The sequence below is a fragment of the Massilia sp. S19_KUP03_FR1 genome, assembly GCF_036688685.1.
Lineage (GTDB): Bacteria > Pseudomonadota > Gammaproteobacteria > Burkholderiales > Burkholderiaceae_D > JALYUM01.
In genome coordinates this window covers 232,997-256,637 of record NZ_JAQQPS010000001.1, presented here as the reverse complement: position 1 = coordinate 256,637, position 23,641 = coordinate 232,997, and the positions used below count along the sequence as shown (strand labels likewise).

General features: G+C 62.5%; 23 protein-coding genes. 5 read left to right on the top strand and 18 right to left on the bottom strand.

From position 1 onward, the window contains the following. Positions 1 to 9: 9 nt before the first annotated feature. On the bottom strand, positions 10 to 210 hold the full coding sequence (locus tag V6M87_RS01125) for a YdcH family protein (RefSeq protein ID WP_332847876.1): 201 nt from the start codon (positions 208 to 210) through the stop codon (positions 10 to 12). A 175-nt stretch (positions 211 to 385) separates the two neighbouring features. On the opposite strand from V6M87_RS01125, the gene V6M87_RS01120 reads away from it, so the two are divergent. Beyond that, complete coding sequence (locus V6M87_RS01120; RefSeq protein WP_332847875.1) at positions 386 to 1,147, top strand: PP2C family protein-serine/threonine phosphatase; 762 nt, start codon at positions 386 to 388, stop codon at positions 1,145 to 1,147. Here the strand turns inward: V6M87_RS01120 and V6M87_RS01115 are convergent, their stop codons facing one another. Continuing rightward, positions 1,148 to 2,767 (bottom strand): methyl-accepting chemotaxis protein, encoded by a 1,620-nt coding sequence (locus V6M87_RS01115; RefSeq protein WP_332847874.1) that lies wholly within the window; start codon positions 2,765 to 2,767, stop codon positions 1,148 to 1,150. A 54-nt stretch (positions 2,768 to 2,821) separates the two neighbouring features. After that, the gene (locus V6M87_RS01110) at positions 2,822 to 4,027 is read right to left on the bottom strand and encodes an SGNH/GDSL hydrolase family protein (protein WP_332847873.1); all 1,206 of its coding nucleotides are present in this window, start codon (positions 4,025 to 4,027) and stop codon (positions 2,822 to 2,824) included. A 108-nt stretch (positions 4,028 to 4,135) separates the two neighbouring features. On the opposite strand from V6M87_RS01110, the gene V6M87_RS01105 reads away from it, so the two are divergent. Beyond that, positions 4,136 to 5,038 carry a LysR family transcriptional regulator gene (locus V6M87_RS01105; RefSeq protein ID WP_332847872.1) on the top strand — a complete coding sequence of 301 codons (903 nt, stop codon included), beginning with the start codon at positions 4,136 to 4,138 and terminating at the stop codon, positions 5,036 to 5,038. A 31-nt stretch (positions 5,039 to 5,069) separates the two neighbouring features. On the opposite strand, the gene clpA is transcribed toward V6M87_RS01105, so the two are convergent. Continuing rightward, positions 5,070 to 7,370, bottom strand: a complete 2,301-nt coding sequence (gene clpA, locus V6M87_RS01100; protein WP_332847871.1) for an ATP-dependent Clp protease ATP-binding subunit ClpA — start codon at positions 7,368 to 7,370, stop codon at positions 5,070 to 5,072. Beyond that, entirely contained in the window at positions 7,367 to 7,669 is a 303-nt protein-coding gene (clpS, locus tag V6M87_RS01095; protein WP_332847870.1) for an ATP-dependent Clp protease adapter ClpS, read from the bottom strand. Before clpS ends, clpA begins: the two co-directional genes overlap by 4 nt. A 322-nt stretch (positions 7,670 to 7,991) precedes the next feature. Here clpS and V6M87_RS01090 point away from each other — a divergent pair, with 322 nt between their 5' ends. After that, a complete protein-coding gene (locus V6M87_RS01090) occupies positions 7,992 to 8,195 on the top strand; it encodes a cold-shock protein (RefSeq protein WP_332847988.1) in 204 nt (67 codons plus the stop codon). Between the two features lie 63 nt (positions 8,196 to 8,258). Here the strand turns inward: V6M87_RS01090 and icd are convergent, their stop codons facing one another. Further along, a complete protein-coding gene (gene icd, locus V6M87_RS01085; protein ID WP_332847869.1) occupies positions 8,259 to 9,512 on the bottom strand; it encodes an NADP-dependent isocitrate dehydrogenase in 1,254 nt (417 codons plus the stop codon). Between the two features lie 83 nt (positions 9,513 to 9,595). Between icd and V6M87_RS01080 the strand changes: the two genes are divergently transcribed. Next, on the top strand, positions 9,596 to 10,153 hold the full coding sequence (locus V6M87_RS01080; protein WP_332847868.1) for a pseudouridine synthase: 558 nt from the start codon (positions 9,596 to 9,598) through the stop codon (positions 10,151 to 10,153). Between the two features lie 52 nt (positions 10,154 to 10,205). Here the strand turns inward: V6M87_RS01080 and V6M87_RS01075 are convergent, their stop codons facing one another. Continuing rightward, positions 10,206 to 12,437 carry an NADP-dependent isocitrate dehydrogenase gene (locus V6M87_RS01075; protein WP_332847867.1) on the bottom strand — a complete coding sequence of 744 codons (2,232 nt, stop codon included), beginning with the start codon at positions 12,435 to 12,437 and terminating at the stop codon, positions 10,206 to 10,208. 194 nt (positions 12,438 to 12,631) lie between these two features. Beyond that, a complete protein-coding gene (rpsT, locus tag V6M87_RS01070) occupies positions 12,632 to 12,898 on the bottom strand; it encodes a 30S ribosomal protein S20 (protein WP_332847866.1) in 267 nt (88 codons plus the stop codon). Positions 12,899 to 13,250: 352 nt separating this feature from the next. On the opposite strand from rpsT, the gene murJ reads away from it, so the two are divergent. Continuing rightward, positions 13,251 to 14,795, top strand: coding sequence for a murein biosynthesis integral membrane protein MurJ (gene murJ, locus V6M87_RS01065; RefSeq protein WP_332847865.1), 1,545 nt, complete (start codon positions 13,251 to 13,253; stop codon positions 14,793 to 14,795). On the opposite strand, the gene V6M87_RS01060 is transcribed toward murJ, so the two are convergent. The 10 genes from V6M87_RS01060 to V6M87_RS01015 are packed head-to-tail and all read right to left on the bottom strand — an operon-like array spanning position 14,796 to position 23,635. Then, entirely contained in the window at positions 14,796 to 15,440 is a 645-nt protein-coding gene (locus V6M87_RS01060) for a type II secretion system protein (RefSeq protein WP_332847864.1), read from the bottom strand. It lies immediately after the preceding gene. Between the two features lie 2 nt (positions 15,441 to 15,442). Beyond that, positions 15,443 to 15,820 carry a type II secretion system protein gene (locus V6M87_RS01055; protein WP_332847863.1) on the bottom strand — a complete coding sequence of 126 codons (378 nt, stop codon included), beginning with the start codon at positions 15,818 to 15,820 and terminating at the stop codon, positions 15,443 to 15,445. Then, positions 15,814 to 16,284 carry a type II secretion system protein gene (locus tag V6M87_RS01050; RefSeq protein ID WP_332847862.1) on the bottom strand — a complete coding sequence of 157 codons (471 nt, stop codon included), beginning with the start codon at positions 16,282 to 16,284 and terminating at the stop codon, positions 15,814 to 15,816. Before V6M87_RS01050 ends, V6M87_RS01055 begins: the two co-directional genes overlap by 7 nt. Further along, complete coding sequence (locus V6M87_RS01045) at positions 16,284 to 18,320, bottom strand: secretin N-terminal domain-containing protein (protein WP_332847861.1); 2,037 nt, start codon at positions 18,318 to 18,320, stop codon at positions 16,284 to 16,286. The genes V6M87_RS01050 and V6M87_RS01045 overlap by 1 nt, the downstream gene beginning before the upstream one ends. Further along, on the bottom strand, positions 18,320 to 18,847 hold the full coding sequence (locus V6M87_RS01040) for a hypothetical protein (RefSeq protein ID WP_332847860.1): 528 nt from the start codon (positions 18,845 to 18,847) through the stop codon (positions 18,320 to 18,322). Before V6M87_RS01040 ends, V6M87_RS01045 begins: the two co-directional genes overlap by 1 nt. Further along, the gene (locus V6M87_RS01035; RefSeq protein WP_332847859.1) at positions 18,844 to 19,419 is read right to left on the bottom strand and encodes a hypothetical protein; all 576 of its coding nucleotides are present in this window, start codon (positions 19,417 to 19,419) and stop codon (positions 18,844 to 18,846) included. The genes V6M87_RS01040 and V6M87_RS01035 overlap by 4 nt, the downstream gene beginning before the upstream one ends. Continuing rightward, the gene (locus V6M87_RS01030) at positions 19,416 to 19,967 is read right to left on the bottom strand and encodes a PilN domain-containing protein (protein ID WP_332847858.1); all 552 of its coding nucleotides are present in this window, start codon (positions 19,965 to 19,967) and stop codon (positions 19,416 to 19,418) included. The genes V6M87_RS01035 and V6M87_RS01030 overlap by 4 nt, the downstream gene beginning before the upstream one ends. Further along, positions 19,964 to 20,779 carry a hypothetical protein gene (locus V6M87_RS01025; RefSeq protein WP_332847857.1) on the bottom strand — a complete coding sequence of 272 codons (816 nt, stop codon included), beginning with the start codon at positions 20,777 to 20,779 and terminating at the stop codon, positions 19,964 to 19,966. The genes V6M87_RS01030 and V6M87_RS01025 overlap by 4 nt, the downstream gene beginning before the upstream one ends. After that, positions 20,772 to 22,454 carry a GspE/PulE family protein gene (locus V6M87_RS01020; protein WP_332847987.1) on the bottom strand — a complete coding sequence of 561 codons (1,683 nt, stop codon included), beginning with the start codon at positions 22,452 to 22,454 and terminating at the stop codon, positions 20,772 to 20,774. Before V6M87_RS01020 ends, V6M87_RS01025 begins: the two co-directional genes overlap by 8 nt. Continuing rightward, a complete protein-coding gene (locus V6M87_RS01015; protein WP_332847856.1) occupies positions 22,451 to 23,635 on the bottom strand; it encodes a type II secretion system F family protein in 1,185 nt (394 codons plus the stop codon). Before V6M87_RS01015 ends, V6M87_RS01020 begins: the two co-directional genes overlap by 4 nt. Positions 23,636 to 23,641: the final 6 nt, after the last annotated feature.

Below are 23,641 nucleotides of genomic sequence, written 5' to 3'. Positions count from 1 at the left end.
GAACAGCGTTCACGCCGGCACGTCCGGCACCAGTTGCATCTTGAGCAAGGTGATGTGGTCTTTCAGTTGCAGCTTGCGCTTTTTGAGGCGGCGCAATTGTAACTGGTCTGCGTGTCCATCGAGGATCAGCATGTCGATGACCGCGTCCAGGTCGCGATGTTCCACGTCGAGTTCAATCAGGCGGCGCTGGATATCGTTCACTTCGATCATGATGGGGCTGTTCCAAACAGAATTGTAAGAATGAGCAAGCGTGGAAGCGCTCGGTATGCGGGCCATGTAAGATTTGCGTATTGCAACATTCGTGCATGTTGGTGCATAGTTTAATCTACAGCGACGTTACCGCCAATATCGAACTGGTGACAGGCAAGGGAAAGCTTCAGTTTTTATGAGTGAATTCAAGATCGAAGCGGGGACCGCGCAACATATCGGAAACCAGCCGCAACAAAACGACCGCGTAGCGCTAATGACGGGTGCCCGCGCGCCTGGCTATGTGCTGGCCTTATTGTCCGACGGCTTGAACAGCACGTCCGGCGCCGAGCAAGTGCTGCACACCGGCAAGCAAGTTTTCGACCTGTATAAAGGCAGCGATCACGCCGACTTGCCCCGCATGGAACAAGTGTTACGCGACATCGTCCACGAAGCGCACATGGTGATGTGCATGAATGCGATTGCCGCGAAGACCGAGGCGCATGCCAGTTTCGTCGGCCTGCTGATCTCCCCGCACGGGGAAGCGGTGTGGGCCCACGTGGGCGACTCGCGCCTCTACCGTTTTGTCAGCGGAGAATGCGCCAGCCGCAGCGGCGACGGCGAATACATCGACAGCCTGGTGGCCGACCGCCTGCCGATCGAGGCGGCACGCAACCACCGCCATTCGAAATTGCTGATCAATTTGCTGGGCAATAGCCGCAAGGAACCGTTCGTCACGGTGGGCCGCCACACCGACCTGGCGCCCGGCGACAGTTTTTTGCTGTGCAGCGACGGCCTCTGGCATTTCTTTACGGACAAGGAACTTGGCGCTGCGGTGCATCGCAAAGCGCCGCGCGCAGCGTCCGAACGCCTGATCGAGAAGGCCGCCGAACGCTCGCAGGAAAAAGGCGGCAATTGCTCGATGGCGATCATCAAGCTGGTCGCGCGCGAAACGCCCTGATCAGGCGAAGCGCAGTTGGGCCACGGCCGCCATACGGGCGGTCTTTTTTTGTCCTTGCGGCGGCGCCGCTGCTGCTGACGCCAGCTGAAAGGTCGCCACCAGCGCCGTCAATTCACCGGCCTGCAGGCGCATCGCCTCGGCGGCACTGGCACCCTGTTGCACCAATGCGGCATTTTGCTGCGTGGCGCTGTCCATATCGGCCACCGCTTGCCCAACTTCGGCGATACCAGCGGCTTGCTCGGTGCTGGCCATGTTAATCGCCGTCAGGATCTCCGATACGCTCGTGACACCGCGCACGATTTCCTGCATGGTGGCGCCGGCTGCCTGCGCCATCGTCGTGCCCGCTGCAATTTCCAGGTTCGACGCCGCGATCACCGCCTTGATTTCGCGCGCGGCTGCGGCCGAACGTTGCGCCAGGTTGCGCACTTCGGACGCCACCACGGCGAAGCCGCGGCCCTGCTCGCCTGCCCGCGCCGCTTCCACGGCAGCGTTCAGCGCCAGGATATTGGTCTGGAACGCAATGCCGTCGATGATGCTGGTGATATCAACGATGCGCGTGGCCGACTGGCCGATGGCCAGCATCTTGTCGACCATTTCGGCAACCGCCTGGCCACCCTTGCCAGCCACTTGCGAGGTGGCGCGTGCCAGGCGGTCGGCTTCATTGGTGCTGGTGTTGTTGTACTGAACCGAACTGGTCAGCTCTTCCATGGCGGCAGCGGTTTCTTCCAGCGTGCCGGCGGTGCGTTCGCTGCGCGCGGCCAGGTCGAGGTTGCCGTGAGCAATCAGGGAGCAGGCGCCATCGATGGCGCGCGCGCCTTCGAGTACTTGCGCCACCGTGGCCGACACGGCGCGCGTCATGCCGTTCAAGGCGTCGAACAATTGGCCGATCTCATCGCTGCGACCATGCGTGATGTTTGCGCGCAAGTCGCCGGCGGCCACTTGCTGCGCCAGCGCCACGGCTTGCTGCAGCGGCGGCACGATCGACTGCGTCAGGCGCCAGGCCAGCAGCACGCTCACCGCCAGCGCTGCCAGCCCCAGGCCCAGCAACAGCGCCAGGCTGGCGTGCGACGCGGCGGTCGAGGCCTTCGCCAGTTGCTGCGCCTGGCGCGTTTCCAGGTCAAGCAAGGCTTGCAGGGCGGCGGCATGGCGCGCCTGCGCTGGCTGCAACTGGTTGGCCAGCATGGTCTCCACGTCCTGCGTGCGGCCCATGTCCTTTTGCTTCATGATTTCTTTGCCCACGTTGGTCGCCGCCAGCGCTTGCGCCTGGACTGCCGCGATCAGGCGGCTTTCATCGGCCTGGTGCGGCATGGCCAGCAGGCTGCGCATCAGGCGCGCCGCTTGCTGGTCGCCGCGTACCAGCTGCGCCTGGAAATAGTCGGCCACCTCGAGACTGTCGCTGCGGGCGATGGCGACTGTGGTCAAGCCGGCCAGCCGCGCTTCGCCGATCAGGCTGCTTGCGAGTTGCTGGCGCACCAGCTTGTCGGCCACCAGGTCGGTTGTCAGGCTGTCGGCTGCCTGCATGCGCCACCCGGCCGTTGCCGAGATCAGCGCGATGATCAGCATCACCAGGCCGAAGGCGGCAAGAATGCGGGTCCGGGTGGGTAGAAAAGAAAGTTTCATGGCGGTTCCATTAACAGAATGGCGCCACTGTACCGGGTGAATGTGACGTCAATATTACCTAAAAGAAATACAATTGGTGATAATGTTGTTGTCATCCGAACATTTTTGCACTTCAAACACGGCTGCCATGGCTTGATAGCCCGCATCGCCGGGATGCAAATGGTCGCCCGAATCGTAGGCTGGCAAGAGCCGCGCCGGATGGCCCGGGTCGCGCAGCACGGCATCGAAATCAACCACCGCATCGAACGCGCCCGCCGTGCGCAGCCAGTGGTTGACAGCCATGCGCACCCGCTCTTTTTGCGTGCTGAAATGCCCGGCAAACGGCGTGCCGGCCAGCGCACCTTCGAACGGCGGCAAGGTGGCGCCGACGATGCGGACCTGGTGCGTGCGGGCCAGGGTGATCAATTGCCGGTAGCCTGCAATGAGCTGATCTGCGCTGGCGGCGGGGTCGCCGGGAGCGAACGGGCTGCCGGGCCAGCCGATGTCGTTGATGCCCAATAAAACAATCACGGTTTTGGCGCCGGGCTGGGCCAGCACGTCCTGCTCGAAGCGGGCCAGTGCGTTGGCGCCCATCTTGTCGCCGAGCAGGCGCGCGCCGGAGATACCCGCATTCACCACCGCCACACCCTTTGGCGCCAGGCGTTGCGCGAGCAGGTCGGGCCAGCGCCGGTTGGCGTCCGGTGTCGATCCATTGCCATCGGTAATCGAATCGCCCAAGGCGATGACGGTGTGCGCTTGCGGACCGGCATCGACCAGCAAACTGGTGAGAAACAAACGGCCCTTCACGTGCTGCGCGGGTGCGTTGCCGCTTGTGACATACGCGGTTTGCTGGTCGCCCCAGTGAAAGGTGTGCACCGGCGTGGGGGCGGGAAAGTCGGTGCTGACCGCCACGCGCGTCAGCGGCTTGAGCACGAAATCGATGGGGTCGCTCAGGACCGGCGCGCCGGCAGGGACGACGACGGATGCGCTGCCATTGAAAGTCAGCGCACGCTCGGACGCGGGGTCGATCTGGCCGCCGTCACGCGCCAGCGCGATCCGGACGGCGCCAATGGTCAAGGGCGTGCTGCCGTAACGATTCGACAACTGTACCCGCACCTGCCTGCCACCGACGCTGCTGCGCACGACCTCGCGCACGGTCTGGTTGGACAGGCTGACCGGGATATTGGTGGGGAGGACGAATGTGCTGTCCCAGGTGGGCTGGGGCGCGGCAAACCAGGTGGTTTGCCATAGCGCGGCGGAGAGGATGGCGGCAGTAAACATGATGTCGGTTCTTCAGTGGTGAGGAGTCAGACAAGGTAGGTCAAATCAATTTGATGAGGTAGAGCGAAAAGTCGACTATCCTATATTCCATTTTGGAATGGGTGAGCAATGGATACGATCAGGGCCATGCGGTATTTCGTGCGCGCCGTGGAACTGCGCAGCTTGAGCGCCGTTGCGCGCGAGGAAGGCAGCCAGCAACCGCACATCAGCAAGGTGCTGCGCGGGCTCGAAGCCGAACTCGGGGTGCGCTTGCTCGAACGCAGCACGACGGGACTGACGCTGACCGAACCCGGTCAACGTTTCTATGCACGCGCCCTGCTGGTGCTGGCCGAATTCGGCCAGGCGGTCGCCGCCGCGCAAGGCGCAACGGAACAGGCCGCCGGACTGCTGCGCGTGAATGCGCCGGTCGCGTTTGGCCAGTTGCGCCTCAACGCCCTGGTGCAGCAATTCCTGGCGCGCTATCCACAGGTGCAGCTCGAGTTAATTCTGAATGACCACTTCGTCGACCTGGTGGAACAAGGCGTCGACGTAGCGCTGCGTCTCGGCAGCATCCTGCCGCCCACCGCCGTGGCGCGCAGCCTGGGCACATCGGCGCGCTTGCTGGTGGCGTCGCCGGCCTACCTGGCGGCGCGTGGCGCCCCGTTGCAGCCTGAACAATTGGCCGAACACGACTATGTCCGCTTTGCCTGGGCGCCGCGTGGCGACCTGGTCGATCTGACGGCGGGCTCACGCACGGTCACCGTTGCAACGAACGGACGGTTTCGCGTGAATAATGCGGTCGCCATCCGCGACAGTCTGGCCGCCGGTGCAGGTATCGGGCTGTGTCCGGTCTGGCTGGTCGAAGACTTGCTGGCATCCGGCGCCCTGGTCACCGTGCTGCCGGCATGGCGCGGCGAAAACCAGCAACTGTCACTGTTGATGCCATCGCGGCGCTACCGTCCGCTGCGTACCACCTTGTTCATCGAGTTCATGGCCGGCAGCGTGGCAGAGATGAAAGGGTTTCAAATGTAAAAAACCCGGCGCTGCCGGGTTTTTTGGGTGCTTACTCGATTTCGACAGTCTCTGCCGGCGCCGGTGGCGGCAGCGGATCGGACTCCGGGAACTCCAGTACGACTTCGTCCTTCTCGTTCAGGTCGACCGTGATGCGCCCGCCGTTGACCAGGCGGCCAAACAACAGCTCGTCGGCCAGCGCCTTGCGGATCATGTCCTGGATGAGGCGTGCCATCGGACGCGCGCCCATCTGCGGATCGAAACCCTTCTTCGACAAGAACTTGCGCAGCTTCTCGGTGAAGATCGCCTCGACTTTTTTCTCGTGCAACTGTTCTTCCAGCTGCATGAGGAACTTGTCGACCACGCGCAGGATGATTTCTTCGTCCAGCGCACGGAAGCTGATGATCGCATCGATCCGGTTGCGGAATTCCGGCGTGAACATGCGCTTGATGTCGGCCATCTCGTCGCCGGCAGCCTTGCTGTCGGTGAATCCCATCGAGCGCTTGGTCAGGCTTTCCGCACCAGCATTCGTGGTCATGATGATGATCACGTTGCGGAAGTCGGCCTTGCGCCCGTTGTTGTCGGTCAGCGTGCCGTGGTCCATCACCTGCAGCAGGATGTTGAAAATGTCCGGGTGGGCTTTTTCAATTTCGTCCAGCAACAGCACCGCATGCGGTTTCTTGGTGATGGCTTCGGTCAGCAAACCGCCCTGGTCGAACCCGACGTAACCCGGCGGCGCACCGATCAGGCGCGATACCGCGTGACGCTCCATGTACTCCGACATATCGAAACGAATCAGCTCGATGCCCAGGATGAACGCCAGTTGCTTGGCCACCTCGGTCTTGCCGACACCGGTCGGTCCCGAGAACAGGAACGAGCCAATCGGCTTGTCAGTCTTGCCGAGACCGGCACGCGCCATCTTGATGGCCGACGACAGCGCATCGATGGCCGGCTCCTGGCCGAATACGACGTTGCGCAAATCGCGGTCGATGGTCTGCAGCTTGCTGCGGTCGTCCTGATTGACCGTTTGCGGAGGAATGCGCGCGATTTTCGCGATGATGTCCTCGATCTCGGTCTTGCCGATCGTTTTCTTTTGCTTCGACTTCGGCAGGATACGTTGCGCTGCACCCGCTTCGTCGATGACGTCGATCGCCTTGTCGGGCAAATGACGGTCGTTGATGAAACGTGCCGCCAGCTCGGCCGCCGTCGACAGCGCCGACGACGAATACTTCACGCCATGGTGCTCTTCGAAGCGCGATTTCAGGCCACGCAAAATCTGGATGGTCTGTTCGACCGTCGGCTCGTTGACGTCGACCTTCTGGAAGCGGCGCGACAAGGCATGGTCTTTTTCGAACACGCCACGGTATTCCGTGAACGTGGTCGCACCGATGCACTTGAGCTGGCCGTTCGCCAGGGCCGGCTTGAGCAGATTGGACGCGTCCAGCGTGCCGCCCGAGGCCGAACCCGCACCGATGATGGTGTGGATTTCGTCGATGAACAGGATACCGTGCGGCGTTTCCTTCAACTGCTTCAGAACCGCCTTCAGGCGCTGCTCAAAGTCGCCGCGGTATTTGGTACCGGCCAGCAAGGCGCCCATGTCCAGCGAGAACACGACAGCGTTCTGCAGGATTTCCGGGACATCTTCCTGGACGATGCGCCATGCCAGACCTTCGGCGATGGCGGTCTTACCCACGCCGGCTTCACCGACGAGCAGCGGGTTGTTCTTGCGGCGGCGGCACAGGATCTGGATGACACGGTCGACCTCTTCTTCACGACCGATCAGTGGATCGATCTTGCCTTCGGCAGCTGCCTTGTTCAGGTTGAGCGTGAACTGGTCGAGCGGGCTTTCCTTGGCCTGCCCTTCGACTTGCGGCTCTTCCACGCCTTCCGATGCCTTCTGGGCATCGACCTGCTGGTCCTTGCGCACGCCGTGCGAAATGAAATTCACCACGTCCAGGCGGGTCACGCCCTGCTGATGCAGGTAGTAGACCGCGTGCGAATCCTTCTCGCCGAAGATCGCGACCAGCACATTTGCGCCGGTGACTTCCTTCTTGCCATTCGAGGCGGACTGCACGTGCATGATGGCGCGTTGAATCACGCGCTGAAAGCCGAGTGTCGGTTGGGTGTCCACTTCGCCGGTGCCAGGCACCGTCGGTGTGTTGTCCCCGATAAAATTGGTTAAAGTCTTGCGCAAGTCGTCAATATTGACCGCGCATGCACGCAGGACTTCAGCGGCCGATGGGTTGTCCAGCAAGGCGAGCAGCAAATGTTCAACGGTAATGAACTCATGCCGTGCCTGGCGGGCTTCCACGAAGGCCATGTGTAAAGAGACTTCTAATTCCTGCGCAATCATACTTCCTCCATCACGCACTGCAGGGGATGCCCCGCCTTGCGCGCATGCGTTAAGACAAACTCCACTTTGGTACACGCTATATCTTTGGAAAACACGCCGCACACACCTTTCCCGTGGCGATGAACCGACAACATGATCTGCGTTGCCGTCTCGCGATCCTTATTAAAATACTCCTGGATCACCGCCACCACAAATTCCATTGGTGTGTAGTCGTCGTTGAGCAGCGCCACCTGGTACAGCGGCGGCGGCTTGACTACCTGCCGCTCCAGCAGTTCTTCAGTATCGTGCTTAGTTGCCATACGTCTATTCTAGTGCTTTCATTTGCTGATGCCCTACGTAAACATCAGGCCAGTTCGATATGGTTCCATCTTACGCTTTTTCGTAGTCAAGCGCAGATGGCGTTCCGATTGCGAAAAACAAGTGCGTCGTTTTTGCCCTGCTGTGGATGATTCGGCAACAGCATTTGAAAAGCGCTTGACTTTCGTTGCTTTTCAGACCAACAATGGCTAATCGACTTGTATTTTTGTACTTGTTGATAAAGAAGTGAGCAGGCTGAGAGGGCAGGAAGCTTCTTTGCCTTTATGGCTCGTGTGATTCGAATTTAATTTGAAAGTTCTTTTTATGGCAACAGGTACTGTTAAGTGGTTCAATGATTCCAAAGGCTTTGGCTTCATCACCCCAGACGATGGCGGCGAAGATTTGTTTGCGCACTTTTCCGCAATCAACATGAACGGTTTTAAGACCCTCAAAGAAGGTCAAAAAGTGACGTTCGAAGTCACCCAAGGTCCTAAAGGCAAGCAAGCATCGAACATCCAGGGCGGTTGATTCCTCCCCGGATCGCAAGCAAAAAACCCTTGCTGCGGCAGGGTTTTTTTTCGTCCGTCTGATTTACATATTCTCGATCATCACGTCGCCAAAGCCCGAGCACGACACCTGCGTCGCGTCTTCCATCATGCGTGCAAAATCGTAGGTCACCCGCTTCAATGCGATCGCCTTCTGCATCGATGCGATGATCAGGTCGGCGGCCTCCAGCCAGCCCAGATGGCGCAGCATCATTTCCGCCGACAGGATCAAGGACCCCGGATTCACGTAATTCTTCCCAGCATACTTGGGCGCGGTGCCGTGCGTCGCCTCGAACATCGCGATCGAGTCGGACAGGTTGCCGCCCGGCGCAATGCCGATGCCGCCCACCTGCGCCGACAAGGCGTCGGAAATATAGTCGCCGTTCAGATTCATGGTGGCGATCACGCTGTACTCAACCGGGCGCAGCAAAATCTGTTGTAAAAAAGCGTCCATGATCGAATCCTTGATGACGATGTCGCGCCCGGTGTTCGGATTCTTGAACTTGCACCATGGGCCGCCATCAATCAGTACGGCGCCGAACTCCTTCTGCGCCAGCGCGTAGCCCCAGTCGCGGAACCCGCCCTCGGTGTACTTCATGATATTGCCCTTGTGGACAATGGTCACCGATGGTTTGTCATGCTCGATCGCGTACTGGATCGCCTTGCGCACCAGGCGCTCGGTGCCTTCCACCGACACCGGCTTGATGCCGATCGCCGAGGTTTGCGGAAAGCGGATCTTGGTGACGCCCATTTCTTGCACCAGGAAATCGATCAGTTTTTTCGCTTCCGGCGAGCCTTGCACATATTCGATGCCGGCATAAATGTCTTCCGAGTTCTCACGGAAGATCACCATATCGGTTTTCTCCGGCGCTTTCAACGGCGACGGCACGCCGGCGAAATAACGCACCGGACGGATACAAGCATACAGGTCGAGCTGCTGACGCAGCGCCACGTTGAGCGAACGAATGCCGCCACCCACCGGCGTGGTCAGCGGGCCCTTGATCGAGATGATGTATTCACGCAACACGGCCAGGGTTTCTTCCGGCAGCCACACGTCGGGACCGTAGACTTCGGTGGCCTTCAGGCCGGCATAGATCTGCATCCAGCCGATCTTGCGCGCGCCGCCATAGGCCTTGGCGACGGCGGCGTCGACCACCTTCAGCATCACCGGCGTGATGTCGCGACCGGTGCCGTCGCCTTCGATGTAAGGGATGATCGGGTTGTCTGGTACAGTCAGCGTCAAATCGGGATTGACCGTGATTTTCTGGCCGTCCGCCGGCACTTGGATATGTTGATACATCGCGCTCTCTTTATTAATCGGTATAAGTCATGCTCTGCTTTGCAGATGAACTATTATGCCCGACTACATTACAAGTTGCGTCTATGCTCATTCTTTTCAATAAACCTTTCCAGGTGCTCTGCCAGTTTTCCCCGCAGGAAGGTCGTGAATCGCTGGCCGATTATGTGACCATTCCCGGCGTCTATCCTGCCGGTCGGCTCGACGCCGATAGCGAAGGCCTGATGCTGCTTACCGACGATGGTGGCCTGCAGCACAAGATTGCCCACCCTGATCACAAGGAAGCGAAAACCTATTTGGTGCAGGTCGATGGCGTGCCCGACGCCGCGGCGCTCACGCGCTTGCAAGCCCCGCTTGACCTCGGCGACTTCATCACGAAACCATGCCGTGCCGTGCAGATCGCCGCGCCGGACTGGCTATGGCCACGCAACCCGCCGATCCGCGCGCGCGCCGACAAGCCAACCAGCTGGATCGCCATCACGCTGGAAGAAGGAAAGAACCGGCAAGTACGCCGGATGACGGCCGCCGTCGGCCTGCCCACGCTGCGCCTGGTGCGCAGCAGCATCGGGCCATTTTCTCTGGCGACGCACCCATTGATGCCGGGCGAGTTCGTGCAGGTGTCGGCTGGATTGATCAAGAAATAAAAAAACCCGCCAGACCGTCAGGCCAGGCGGGTTTTGATCAAGCAGGTGCGGGTTACACCAGTGCGTCGATCGTGGCGTTGAAGGTCGGACTAGGACGCATTGCTGCGCTGACCTTGGCTTCGTCCAGTTTGTAGTAGCCGCCGATATCGACCGGCTTGCCCTGCACTGCCAACAATTCGGCGACGATGGTCGCTTCATTCGCCGTCAGCGCTTTGGCAACCGGCGCAAAGTACGCTGCCAGCTCGGCATCGTCGGTTTGCGCGGCCAGCGCCATTGCCCAGTACATCGACAGGTAGAACTGGCTGCCGCGGTTGTCGAGCTCGCCGGTTTTCGGCGATGGCGATTTGCGGTTGTCCAGCAGCGTGCCGGTGGCGGCGTCGAGCGTCCTGGCCAGCACTTTGGCTTTCGCGTTGCCGGTCTTGATGCCGAGGTCTTCGAACGAGACCGCCAGCGCCAGGAACTCGCCCAGCGAATCCCAGCGCAGGTGGTTTTCTTCAACCAGCTGCTGCACGTGTTTCGGGGCCGAACCGCCGGCGCCCGTTTCGTACATGCCGCCGCCGGCCATCAGCGGGACGATCGACAGCATCTTGGCGGAGGTGCCCAGTTCCATGATCGGGAACAGGTCGGTCAGGTAGTCGCGCAGGATGTTACCGGTCACCGAGATGGTGTCCAGGCCGCGGATCACGCGCTCGCAGGTGTAACGCATGGCGCGCACTTGCGACATGATCTGGATGTCCAGGCCGGTCGTGTCGTGGTCCTTCAGGTAGGTCCGGACCTTTTTGATCAGCTCATTCTCATGCGGACGGTACGGGTCAAGCCAGAACACGGCAGGCATACCCGAGTTGCGCGCGCGCGCGACGGCCAGCTTGACCCAGTCGCGGATCGGCGCGTCCTTGACCTGGCACATGCGCCAGATATCGCCCTGCTCGACGTTTTGCGACAACAGCACTTCGCCGGTGGCCAGGTCGGTGATGTTGGCCACGCCGTCTTCCGGAATTTCGAAGGTTTTATCGTGCGAGCCGTATTCTTCGGCTTGCTGCGCCATCAGGCCGACGTTCGGCACGGTGCCCATGGTTTTCGGATCGAACGCGCCATGCCATTTGCAGAAATTCAGGATTTCCTGATAGATGCGGGCAAAGGTGCTTTCCGGGATGACTGCCTTGACTTCCTTCAGGCGGCCGTCGGCGCCGTACATCTTGCCGCCGGCGCGGATCATGGCTGGCATCGAGGCGTCGACGATGACGTCGTTCGGCGAATGGAAGTTGGTGATGCCCTTGGCCGAATCGACCATGGCCAGCGCCGGACGGTGTTCCTGGCAGGCGTGGATATCACGGATGATTTCGTCGCGCTGCGAGACCGGCAGCGTGTCGATCTTGTTGTACAGGTCGGCCATGCCGTTGTTGACGTTCACGCCCAGGCTGTCAAACAGCGCGCCGTGTTTTTCGAACGCTTCCTTGTAGAACATGCGCACGCAGTGGCCGAACACGATCGGGTGCGAGACCTTCATCATGGTCGCCTTGACGTGCAGGGAAAACATGACGCCGGTTTCTTTGGCGTCTTCGATCTGCTCTTCGTAGAACTTGAGCAGCGACTTGCGGCTCATGAACATCGAGTCGATGACTTCGCTGTCGAGCAGCGACACCTTGTTCTTCAGGACAATTGCTTTTCCACTCTTGGTAATCAGCTCCATCTTGACATCGCGGGCGCCCGCGATGGTCAGCGATTTCTCACCGTGATAAAAATCGCCTTCGGTCATGTGCGACACGTGGGTGCGCGAGGCCGGCGACCATTTGGCCATCGAGTGCGGGTTCTTGCGGGCGTATTCCTTGACGGCGCGCGGCGCGCGGCGGTCGGAGTTACCTTCGCGCAGGACCGGGTTCACGGCCGAACCGATGCACTTGCCGTACTTGGCTTTCAGGGCTTTTTCTTCATCGGTTTTGGCGTCGGCGGGATAGTCGGGAATCGGGTAGCCCTTGTCCTGCAGTTCCTTGATGGCCGCTTCCAGCTGCGATACCGAGGCGCTGATGTTCGGCAATTTGATGATATTCGTTTCTGGCTGGAGTGTCTTGGCGCCCAGGTCGATCAGGGCATCCGGCACGCGCTGCTCCGGCGTCAACAATTCAGGGAAGCTGGCCAGGATACGGGCCGCAACGGAAATATCGCTAGGCTCGACGGTCACGCCGGCCGCCTTGGCGAAGGCGGAGACGACTGGCAAGAAGGCGTGGGTCGCCAACAGTGGCGCCTCGTCGGTCAGGGTATAGATGATGGTCTGATCACTGCTCATGCGCGTTTTCCTCGGTGTTTGCGAACATTGTCGCAAGGTCTGAAACTCGAAAATTCGTTCTGTTACACATTATCCCATGCTGGGCGAAACGAATCGGTACGGGAAGCGAAAAAACCCGCCGGATCGATGATCGGGCGGGTTTTTCCAAGCACTAACTCTGCCTGCGCGACCTGGGTCGCGCGCACGATCGTCAATTAAGCCGACAGTGCCTTCAGGGCAGCGGCCAGGCGGCTCTTGTGACGTGCAGCTTTGTTCTTGTGGATGATTTTCTTGTCAGCGATGCTGTCGATTTTCGAGACCGAAGTCTGGAAGATTGCGGTAGCAGCTGCTTTGTCGCCAGCCTGGATCGCTTTACGGACAGCCTTGATGGCGGTACGCAAGGTGGAACGCTGCGACGAATTTTGTGCGTTTTGCTTAACTGCTTGACGAGCGCGTTTGCGCGCTTGTGCGGTATTTGCCATGGAATTTCCTAGTTCGGGTCAAGTTGCGTTTGCAAACATTCATGTTCGTCAAACACGCTCATTCATTTTTCCGAAATAAGCTTGCTGTCAAACCAGTGCTTGCCAAACATTAGTGTCTGCGTAACAGAATTCTGTACAGCCCAGGATTATAGCGGAGGAATGCGTATCCGGCAATTCAAAATTCAAAGCGAGGTTTCCATGCTGCGTTCGCAGTATCGACACGGCCACCCATGCCAGACGCTCACCATGGGTACCGGCCTGCGCCGGTATGACGGTTCGAAGGTTGGCTGTGAACGAAACGGCCGCCGATGCGCTTATTGTTGACTTGCTTGCCACGCTATAATTCGGCCCCATGAACCTGCTTAAAACCGTCGCAGCAATCTCCAGCATGACCATGCTGTCCCGTATCACCGGCCTGCTGCGCGAGAGCCTGTTCGCGCGCGCCTTTGGTGCCTCCGCCTACACCGATGCCTTCATCATCGCCTACCGCATCCCCAACCTGCTGCGCCGCCTGTTTGCCGAAGGGGCGTTCTCACAAGCGTTTGTCCCGATTCTGGCCGAATACAAAACCCAGCACGGCGACCAGGCCACCAAGAGCCTGGTCGACCATGTCGCCAATTCGCTGGTCTGGGCCACCTTGCTGGTGACCATCGCCGGCATCCTCGGCAGCGCCGGTTTGCTAGCCTTGATTGCCAGCGGCCTGGCGCCGGAAGCATTCGACGATGCGGTCCTGATGACCCGTATCATGTTCCCATACATCATTTGCATGTCGATGGCGGCGCTGGCCGGCGGCATCCTCAATACCTGGCGTGAATTCAAGATTCCCGCCTTCGCACCGGTGCTGCTGAATGTCTCGCAAATCCTGGCGGCACTGTTCCTCGTAAAATATTTTGCCCAGCCCGTGTATGCGATGGTGGTGGGCGTCTGCGTCGGCGGCATTCTGCAAGTGGCGATCCAGGTGCCGGCGCTGGTCAAAATCGGCATGCTGCCGAAGCTCTCCTTCAATCCCCTCTCCGGCCTGCACGACGCCGGGGTGCGGCGCATGCTGGCGCGCATGGGCCCGGCCGTGTTCGCGGTCGCGGCGGCGCAGATCAGCCTGTTAATCAATACCAGCATCGCCGCCAGCCTGGCTGCCGGCAGCGTATCGGCGCTGCAATATGCCGACCGCCTGATGGAGTTCCCGATCGGTTTACTCGGCGTGGCGCTGGGTACGGTGCTGCTGCCCAGCCTGTCCAAGGCGAATGCCGAGGGCGACGCCACCGAATACTCGTCCCTGCTGGACTGGGGCCTGCGCCTGACATTTTTACTGGCCATGCCGGCCGCGGTCGGCATGGCGGTGCTGGCCGAGCCACTCATCGCCACCCTGTTCAACTACGGCAAATTCACCGCCGCGGCAGTGCACGCCTCCAGCCTTCCGCTGACCGCCTACGCCGCCGGCCTGCTCGGCATCATCCTGGTCAAGACGCTGGCGCCGGCGTTTTATGCGACACAGAACGTGCGTACACCGGTGCGCATCGCCACCGGCGTGATCGTCGCCACCCAGTTGCTCAATCTCGTCTTTGTGCCGCTGCTGGGCGTGACCGGCCTGGCGCTGTCGATTGGCGTGGGCGCCTGCCTGAATGCTCTGCTGCTGTTCATCGGTCTGCGCAAGCGCGGCATCTATCGCGCGCAGCCGGGTTGGGCACTGTTCTTCGTGAAACTGGTCATGGCCTCGTGCGCACTCGGCGCGGTGGCGTGGTTGGCCCAGAACCAGTTCGACTGGCCCGCGCTGCGTGTCACGCCGTTCTTGCGCGCTGGTACCCTGTTCGGCATCATCGGTGCGGCTGCGGTGGCGTATTTCGCGGTGCTGTTTGCGCTCGGCTTTCGCTTCAAACACTTCAAACGCAGCGCACGCTGATCAGCCTTCGCGGCCCTGCTCCGGCGCCGGCTCTTCCGGCTCGGCCGGCGGTTCGACCGGTTCCGGCTCCGCGGCAGGTGGCGCCGGTGGTTCCGGGACCGGCGGCGGCGCGGGCGGCGCGGGCGGCGCCGTGACCGGCAGCGTCAGTGGCGGCTTGCCGGTCATGTCGCTGGCGCGCTCGAGCGCACCCTGGCCGTTGGCGGTGAATTTCCAGTCGGCGTAATGGGTCTTGTTTTCGAAATTCTGGAAACGCTGGTCGAAATTGGCCAGCTTCAAGGGCTGCGCCTGCGCCAGGCTGTAGACGCCGATCACGCCGGTCTTGTCACCCAGATACGTGATGCCCCACTCCGCCTTGCCCGAAATCGGGTCGACGAAGATCTTGCGCAGGTGGCGCCGGATGGTGGGAAAGCGGTTGTCCTTCAATAAATCCTGCAGGGTCGGCGGCTGGGTCGGCTTGCCCTGCGGCGTGGCGGCGGCGTAACTGTCGAGCGCGGCGCTGAACGCGGCGCCGATCTCCAGCAACTCCTGTTCGGCGGCGGCGCGCGCCAGCAAGGACTCGACTTTCAGGGCCGCAGCGCCCACCAGGCCCATGATGGCCAGCAGGATCACCAGGCTGAGATACGTAAAGCCCTGTTGGCGCCGCATGGCTACCACTCGGCGTAAGGCTTGCCGCTGCGATCGTTGCCGGGCGCGCCGCTGCGGATCGAATAGATCGCGCCCTTGGTGCTGTCTTCCGGCGCCACCAGGATCCATGTCGCATTGCTGTCGGCGACCGGATCGACCGGCAGCGCGCGCAGGTATTTCTTTTCGACCAGCTGCTCGAGCGAATCGGGATAGCGGCCAGTGTCGGCGTAGAACTGGTCGATGACGGCGCGGGTGTTGCGCAGGTTATCCAGCAGGATCGTGTCCTTGGCGCTGTCGATGCTGGGGAAGAAACGGGGCACGGCCAGGGTCAGCAACAGGGCGACAATGGCGAGCACCACCAGCAGTTCGATCAGGGTGAATCCGCGTGTTTGTTTTACCATTTGCTGTAGGGAATGCCGTTCAGGCCGATTTTAGGGGACGTGGTGTACACATCATAGACATCGTCGCCTTCGCGCGGTTCGTTCGCTTCGCTGGCGTAACTGCGCTTGCCCCAGGTTTTGGCGTCGTCGAGGTCGGCGCTGTTGTTGAACGGATCGCGCGGCAAACGGCGCAGGAAAAAAATCTTGGCTTTCTTTGGGCTGCGCGCATCGACCACGCCGTCGGCCAGCAATTCCAGCTTCGGCGGGTAACCCGTGGCGCCCAATGTTTTGGCGATGCGGCCTTCGTCGCTGGCCTTTTTGTAGGCGTCGATCGCCGTGCGGATTTCACGCAGCGAACGGCGCAGCTCCTGCTCGTGGCGGCGCTGCTGCGTCACCTCGAACACCGGCACCACCAGCGTCCCCAGCAAGGCCAGGATCGCCAGGGTAACGAGCAACTCGATCAGCGTGAAGCCGCGCGCTTTCATTACGGTGTCGGCGGGACGGTGGCAGGCGTCGTCACGGGTGCCGGGATGGTGATGATTTGCGGCTGCGGCTGCTGGGCCGGCGGCGTAACCGGATTGCTTGGGAGCACCGGCAGCGGCGTCGGCGCCGGGGCCGGGTTGACCACAACGGCCGGCGTCACTGCCACCGGGCGGCCCACGACGGCGGGCGCCTGGTAGGGCCGCGCCGGACCGACCGAGCCGGTCTGGCCAACCGCGCCGCCGGGCGACGTGCCCCCGCCTGGCAGCACGGCGTTCGGGCGCGCGCTCAGGTCGGGCCGGCGCCGGAAGCTCGCCTCGGTGCCGGCGCTGAATTCGGACGCCCCCGCCTGGGGCCGCTGCACATTGCGGATCAGGTGCGGCGTGATCGACAACACGATCTCGGTACGGTCGTTCTGGTTGCGGCCGGCGCCGAACAGGCGACCGATGATCGGCAATTCACCCAGGCCAGGAATCTTGCTCCCGGAGGCGCGCTCTTCGTTGTTGATCAGGCCGGCCAGCACCTGGTTCTCGCCATCTTTCAATTGCAGCAGCGTCGACGCCGAACGCGTGCCGATGCGGTAGGCCACGGTGCCGTTCTTGCTGGTGATGGTATCGATCAGGTTCGATACCTCCATCGAAATCCGGATCGCCACTTCATTGTTGAGCGAGATGGTGGGTTCGACATTGAGCGTCAGGCCGACGTCGAGATAGTTGATCGACTCGGTGGAAAACCCGCCCACGCCGGACGAAATCGTGGACGTGATGTTCGGCACCTTGTCACCGATGACGACCTTGGCTTTTTCCTTGTTGCGCACGCGGATGCGCGGGTGCGCGAGGGTATTTGTGTCGCCGTCGACCTTGTTGGCCGTGATGCTGGCAGCGACACCGCCCACGCCGATGCTGTCGGCATTGAGGCCCCTGATTTGGTTGATGGTCAACGCACCAGTCGCGTTGGCGAGCGGCGTGAACGACAGCGTGGTCGGCCAGGCGATGCCCAGGTCCATCGCGCGCGTGCGGGTGATTTCCAGCACTTCGACGTCGAGCATCACTTCCGCTTCCGGCACATCCTGCACGGCGATCAGTTGGGCGGCCAGCTTGATCGCTTCCGGGCTGTCGCGCACGATCACCAGGTTCAGCTTTTCATCGACGACCACGTCACGCGTCTTGAGGATGGTTTTGAGCGTGTTACCGATGGCCTTGGCGTCGGCATTGGCCAGGAAGAAGGTTTTCACCGACATCTCCTGGTATTCCTTCAGCTTGGCGGCCACGTTCGGGTAGATCAGCACGGTGTTGCCGTCCATGACCTGGCGCTCGAGCTGGTTGGTCACCAGCAGAAAATAGATCGCCGATTCGACCGTCGTGTTTTTCAGGAAGATCGAGGTGCGCTGGTCCGATTTGACGTCTTTGTCGAACACGAAGTTCAGACCCGAATGGCGCGCGATGACTTCAAAAATCTGCTTGAGGGGCGCGTCGCGAAATTCCAGGCTGATCGGCGTGCGGAAGGCCGCCGTCAGCGCTGTTTCAGCAGTCGGCGGCGCGCTGATCTCGTTGACCTGATTGAGCAGCAGGCGTGCATCTTCGTGGCCCGGGCGCTCGAGCAGGATGGCGTTCAGGCGCGCCTTGGCCGTGTCGTAATCCTTCCTGTCGGTGGCGGCCGCAGCTTCGGCCAGCAGCGAAGCCTGGCGCCGGTCGGCGTCGATGGCGCGCATGCCGAAGCGGGCGCGTTCGTTGCCCGGGTCGATGGTGAGAACACGGATGAAGTTTTGCTGCGCTGCTGCCGGCTTGCCGTCGGCCAGCTCGCGGTCGGCCTGCAACAGCAGGCGGTTGGCATTGTTGTCGCGCGTGTTCAGGTAAGCGGCCTTGTAGGCGGCATTGCCCGGCGCTTCATTGACCGCCTGCTGGAATTTCAGCAGGCTTTGTTCGACCTCGTTTTTCGACAGCAGGTCGGTGCCTTCGCGGTAGGCGGCCGAGCCGGCGCAGCCGGACAGCGCGGCTGCCACCAGGGTCGCCATCGCCAGGCGATTCGGGAAACATGCCATCAGTCGAATACTCCAATATTAAGTTGCTGAACCTGGTTCAGCGGCAGGTACGTCAGGGTGAGCATGGGCGGGACGATCTTGTCGACCCGGTAGGTGCCATCGATCGTCATTTTGTCGCGCACCAGGTAGACCTGCTCCCCGCGCGCGAGATACACCTCGTAGGCGCCGGCGCTGACCGATTTGCCAATCAGCGTGAACGGCAGCGGCGGCGCCATCGGCGCTGGTGGCGGCGTGTTGTTCACGGGCTGCACCGGCGCCGGTGGCGGCGGCGGATTCCAGTTCTGGCTGGCGAACAGGGCATTGCCATCGGAATCGCCCATCACGTCGTCGCGCGGCAGCAGGCGCAGGATGACCGGTTCCACATGCGCCTTGACGCCAGCGTTGATGGTTGGCGCGCGGGTGGCCGCGGCCGGCACGCGCGCGGCCCGTTCGACCGGTTCGGCCACGTCGGGCGTGTTGTCGCCAAAGACGACCAGGCCGCCCGCGACCAGCAGGGCGGCGCCCATGGCGAGATGGCGTGGTTTCATCGCGCGCCCTCCCCGACTTTACCCACACCGTCGTCGGCCAAATACAAGGTGAACCGCACGCGCGCATCGACCCCGGCCGCGCCGATGTCATCGCGCCTGAAACCGATGTCGTCCAGCGCCGCAAACGGGATCGCGCGCAGCGACAGCATCGCAAATTGCCACACCGCCTGGTAGCTGCCTTTCACCGGCAACGTCACCTGGTAGGTGTGCAGCTTGCCGTTCTGGTCATAGGCCGCCTTGTACTCGCCCTGGCGCAGTAAGATGCCGGTTTTTTCGGCGATCCCGAACAGAGTTTTGATCTGCTGCTCGGTATAGCGGCGCTCGCCCAGCGTGGCGTAGAACAGGGCCAGGTTATCGTTGGCGGCGGCTTGCGCGGACACCACCGGCGCAACTGGCGGCGTGGCCGCCCGCACCAGCGCGGCTGCGTGCTGCTGCGCTTCCTGCGTGCGCGCGCCAGCGGTCCAGGCCAGCAGCGCCAGCGCAGCAATCGATACCAGCAGCGCACTGCCGGCAACCGGGCCAATTGAACGCGTGGCCAGGCGCAGGCGCAACCACAGGGCCGACAGGTTCATGGCAGCCCTCCCGCCCACTGCGCGTCGATCTGAAAGCGGATCGGCTTGTTCGGATCGACGTCGTTGGTTTCGTGGTGGGTCAACGCCACCGTTGTGAACCAGTCCTGTTTCTGCAGCGCCTCGACATAAGCGATCATCTCGTCGCTGCCTTTTGCTTCGGCGCTGATGCGCACCATGTGCTTGCGCGCGTCCGGTTCCAGCGCCAGCAGTGCAACGTTCGCTGGCGTGGCGGCGCCAATCGCATCATGCAGCGCCCCCCACGGCAAATTCAGTTGCAGCACGGCGGCATTCACGGCGGCGGCCTGCGCCAGGCTGACCGTGACTTTGGCCATTTCCGGCGCGGCCACGACCGGCACGGCATGGCGCTGCGCCACGCGCGCCAGTTGCGCTGCGTCGATACGGCGCTGTTCGGCAAGCTGCCAGGCCTGCACGCCGGCGATCACTGCCAGCACCAGCGCGGCGCCCGCCAGAACCCGCGCGGGACGCGACGTGTGGAACCAGGTACGCGCCAATGACGGCGGTGCGAAATCGATGCGAACAGGTTTCATGCGCGGCTCCCGCTACAGGCCAGGCGCACCGGCGCCGACCAGCCTGCGCCATTGCGGCCGGCGTCGAACAGCGTGCAGGCCAGCTTGCCCTGCGTTTGCCAGTTCGACGGCGCGTCGCCGCACAACTGCAGGCGGCCGGGGGCCGGTACATCCAGGCGCAGCGCTTCGCGCGTCACGTGGGTGGCCAGCCAGGCGCCATCGGCGCCGGCCGGCACGGCCACCGCGCGCACCGCGCCCAGGTGGCCGGCCACGGCCTGCACGCCGAGGGTCAACACGCCGGCCTGCAGCACGCCGAACCAGGCGTCGTCCGCCAGCTTCGCGCGCACGCCATTAAATGCGGCGACAAATTGCGGCGTCACTTCGACCAGGCGCAGTGACTGTTCGGCGGCGATTTCTTCCAGCAGCGCCAGCAGCGCCGCTGGCAGGCCGGCGGCGAGAAACGGGCGCTTGACGCTCCAGTCGGCGCCGATGCGCCAGCCGACCGGCGCGGCGCCATACAGCGCCTGGAAACGCAGCGCAGCGGCGCCTTCCAGGTCGGCCATGCGCGCGCTGCCGTCGGGCGGACTGACTTGCCACAGGCGCGCCAGTTCGTCGCTGACGATGACGGTCAAGGCGCGCCCTGCCACATCGGCATCCTGCAGCATCGCGCGCAGCGCAACGGCCAGGTGATCGAGACCGCTGGCACCGAGCGACGCTTCGGCCAGCACGTCAACCGGCGCGCGGCGCCAGCGCTGCGCATCGACCAGCGCGATCGCGTCGGTGCCGAGACCGAGGCGGAGAGACTTGCCAAATCCAGAATACAAGCTACGCATGCAAGGTCACCCGCTTGATTTCTTCGATTGTGGTGGCGCCGCGTTTCACCAGTTCCAGCGCGGCCAGGCGCAGGCTGCGGGTGCCGTTGGCATACGCGGCCGCCTTGATTTGCCGGATCGGCTGCTTGTCGACGATCAGCTCGCGGATCTCGTCGTTCAGCGTGAGGATTTCGGCAATCGACCTGCGGCCCTTGTAACCGGTGCCGCGGCAATCGCCGCAGCCGGCGCCGCGCATGAACACGTAATCGTGGACGGCGGCGCGCTCGAGGCGCGCCGACGCCAGTTCGAATTCGTCCGGGTCATACTGCACGGCGCAGCGCGGGCAGTTCATGCGGATCAGGCGCTGGGCCCAGATGCCGTTCAGCGCCGAGACGAAGGCATACGGGTCGATGCCCATGTGGGTGAAGCGGCCGAACACGTCGAACACATTATTTGCGTGAACGGTGGTGAGCACCAGGTGACCGGTCAGCGCCGACTGCACCGCAATCTCCGCCGTTTCGCGGTCGCGAATTTCGCCGACCATGATTTTATCGGGGTCGTGGCGCAGGATCGAACGCAGGCCTTTGGCGAAGGTCAGGCCTTTTTTTTCGTTGACCGGGATTTGCAGGATGCCGGGCAGCTGGTACTCGACCGGGTCTTCGATGGTGATGATCTTTTCGCGGCCGTTGTGGATTTCCGTCAGCGCCGCATACAGGGTCGTGGTTTTTCCAGACCCGGTCGGGCCGGTCACCAGCAGCATGCCGTAGGCTTCCTGCGCCAGCGTGCGCAAGGTCACCAGCGACGGCGCGTCGAAGCCCAGCGCTTCGAGCGTCAGCGAACCGTAGGCCTCGATCATGGCGCGCTTGTCGAGGATACGGATGACGGCGTCTTCGCCGTGAATGCTCGGCATGATCGACACGCGCAGGTCGATCTCGCGGCCGTTCGCTTCGACCCTGAAGCTGCCGTCCTGCGGAATGCGCCGCTCGGCGATATCGAGTTCGGCCAGCACCTTGATGCGCGAGACGATGTGCTCGGCAAGTTCGATACCCCCGACTGTGGTGGCGTGATCGAGCACGCCGTCGACGCGGTACTTGACGGCCAGCCCGCCGGCGGTGCTCTCCAGGTGGATGTCCGACGCACCCGCTTTCAAGGCATCGTACAGCGTCGAGTTGACCAGTTTGACGGCGGGGCTGGCTGCTTCCGACACAGACGCAAACGACAACACCGCCGCGGTCTTGCCGTCGCGACGCGCATCGACGACACCTGGCGCCAGCGTGTCGGTGGCGCGCGCCGATTCTTCGTGCTTCGACAAATACGCCTGGATGTCCGACTGCAGCGCCAGGCGGATCGGCAGCGGTGCGCTCGCAGTGGCGCCGGCACGGCTGGATAACCAGGTTTGCAGATCAAGGTCGAACGGATCGGCGATCACGCCGGTGACCACGTCGTCGGCGCCGCGCAGCAGCACGCAGTAGCGCGACAAGGCCTGCGCCAGCGGCAGCAGGTCGAACGCCGGCTTCTGGTCGAACATGGCGGCCGTTTCCATCACGTCCAGCCCGAACGGTTCGGCAAGGCCAAGCAGCAGCGCACGCGGGTCGAGGCCGGACAAGGCTTCCAGTTCGGTGACCAGGCCACGCTGGGACAGGCGGCTCTGCGCACGCGCACGCGCGAGCAGGGAGGCGTCGACGACGGTATTTATGACATGTCTCCGGCAAGGTCGAAAATTGGCATGTACAGCAGCACCACGATGGCGCCGACGACCAGTCCGATGGCGGCCATCAGCAGCGGCTCGAAGGTGCGGGTAAATCTGTCGATCCAGCGGCTGATTTCGCCGTCGTAGAACGCGGCCGACTGGGTCAGCATCGGGCCCATGTCGCCGGTGCGCTCGCCCACCCGCAGCATGCGCAGCGAAATCGGCGTGGTGAGGCCGTTGGCTTCAAACGCATCTGACAGCGGCTGGCCCGCTTCGATCATCGCACGCGCAGCGGCCAGGTTGGCGCGCACGCTCGGCGACACCATCGCCTGCACCGTTTCAATGGCGTGGATGATGGTGATGCCGCCTTCGCTGAGCATGCCCAGCGTCAGGTACAGGCGCGACAGTTCATAGATGCGCACCCGTTCGCCGATGGCCGGCACGCGCGCCAGCAGGCGCGCGATGCCACCGCTGCGCAGCAGATGGCGGATGCCGAACAACGCCGCCGCCAGCGTGGCGGCAATCGACAGGCCCAGGGCGAGACTATGCGCGCCGGCGAACTGGCCCCAGCCGAGCATCATCTGCGACATCCACGGCAGGTTGCGCCCCGCGCCCTGGTAGACCTCGGCGAAACGCGGCACCACATAGGTAATCAGAAAAAGCGAGACGCCGCCGCCGACCAGCAGCAGGATCGAGGGATAGATGGCCGCGCTGACCAGTTTGGCGCGCACCACGTCGATGCGCCGCTGGTAATCGATGAAGCGCGCCAGCGCGCGCGGCAAATCGCTGGTGCCTTCGGCCGCGCGCACGATGCCAATATACAAAGGGGGAAACAGGCCGGACTGCTCGGCCAGCACGCTGGAAAAGCGCTTGCCTTCGCGCAGGCCCCCGAGCAGGCGCTCGAGCACGGCGCGGGTGGCGGGATTGGCTTCCTTCTCCAGCAGCGCCTCCAGGCTCTCGACGATGCCCAGGCCTGCGTTGAGCAGCGCCAGCAATTCCTGGCTGAACAGCACAAGCGACAGCTTGCCGCCGCTGCGCTGGAATCCGGCGGCACGCGCCGGCTCGACCGCGCTGACGAACAGGCCGCGCGCTTCCACCTGGCGCCGGGCATCGCCGGCGTCATTGGCGTCGATCATCATCGTGGTGATCGACAGATCGGGGGCGAGGGTACGAACGGCGTACTGCATAGGATC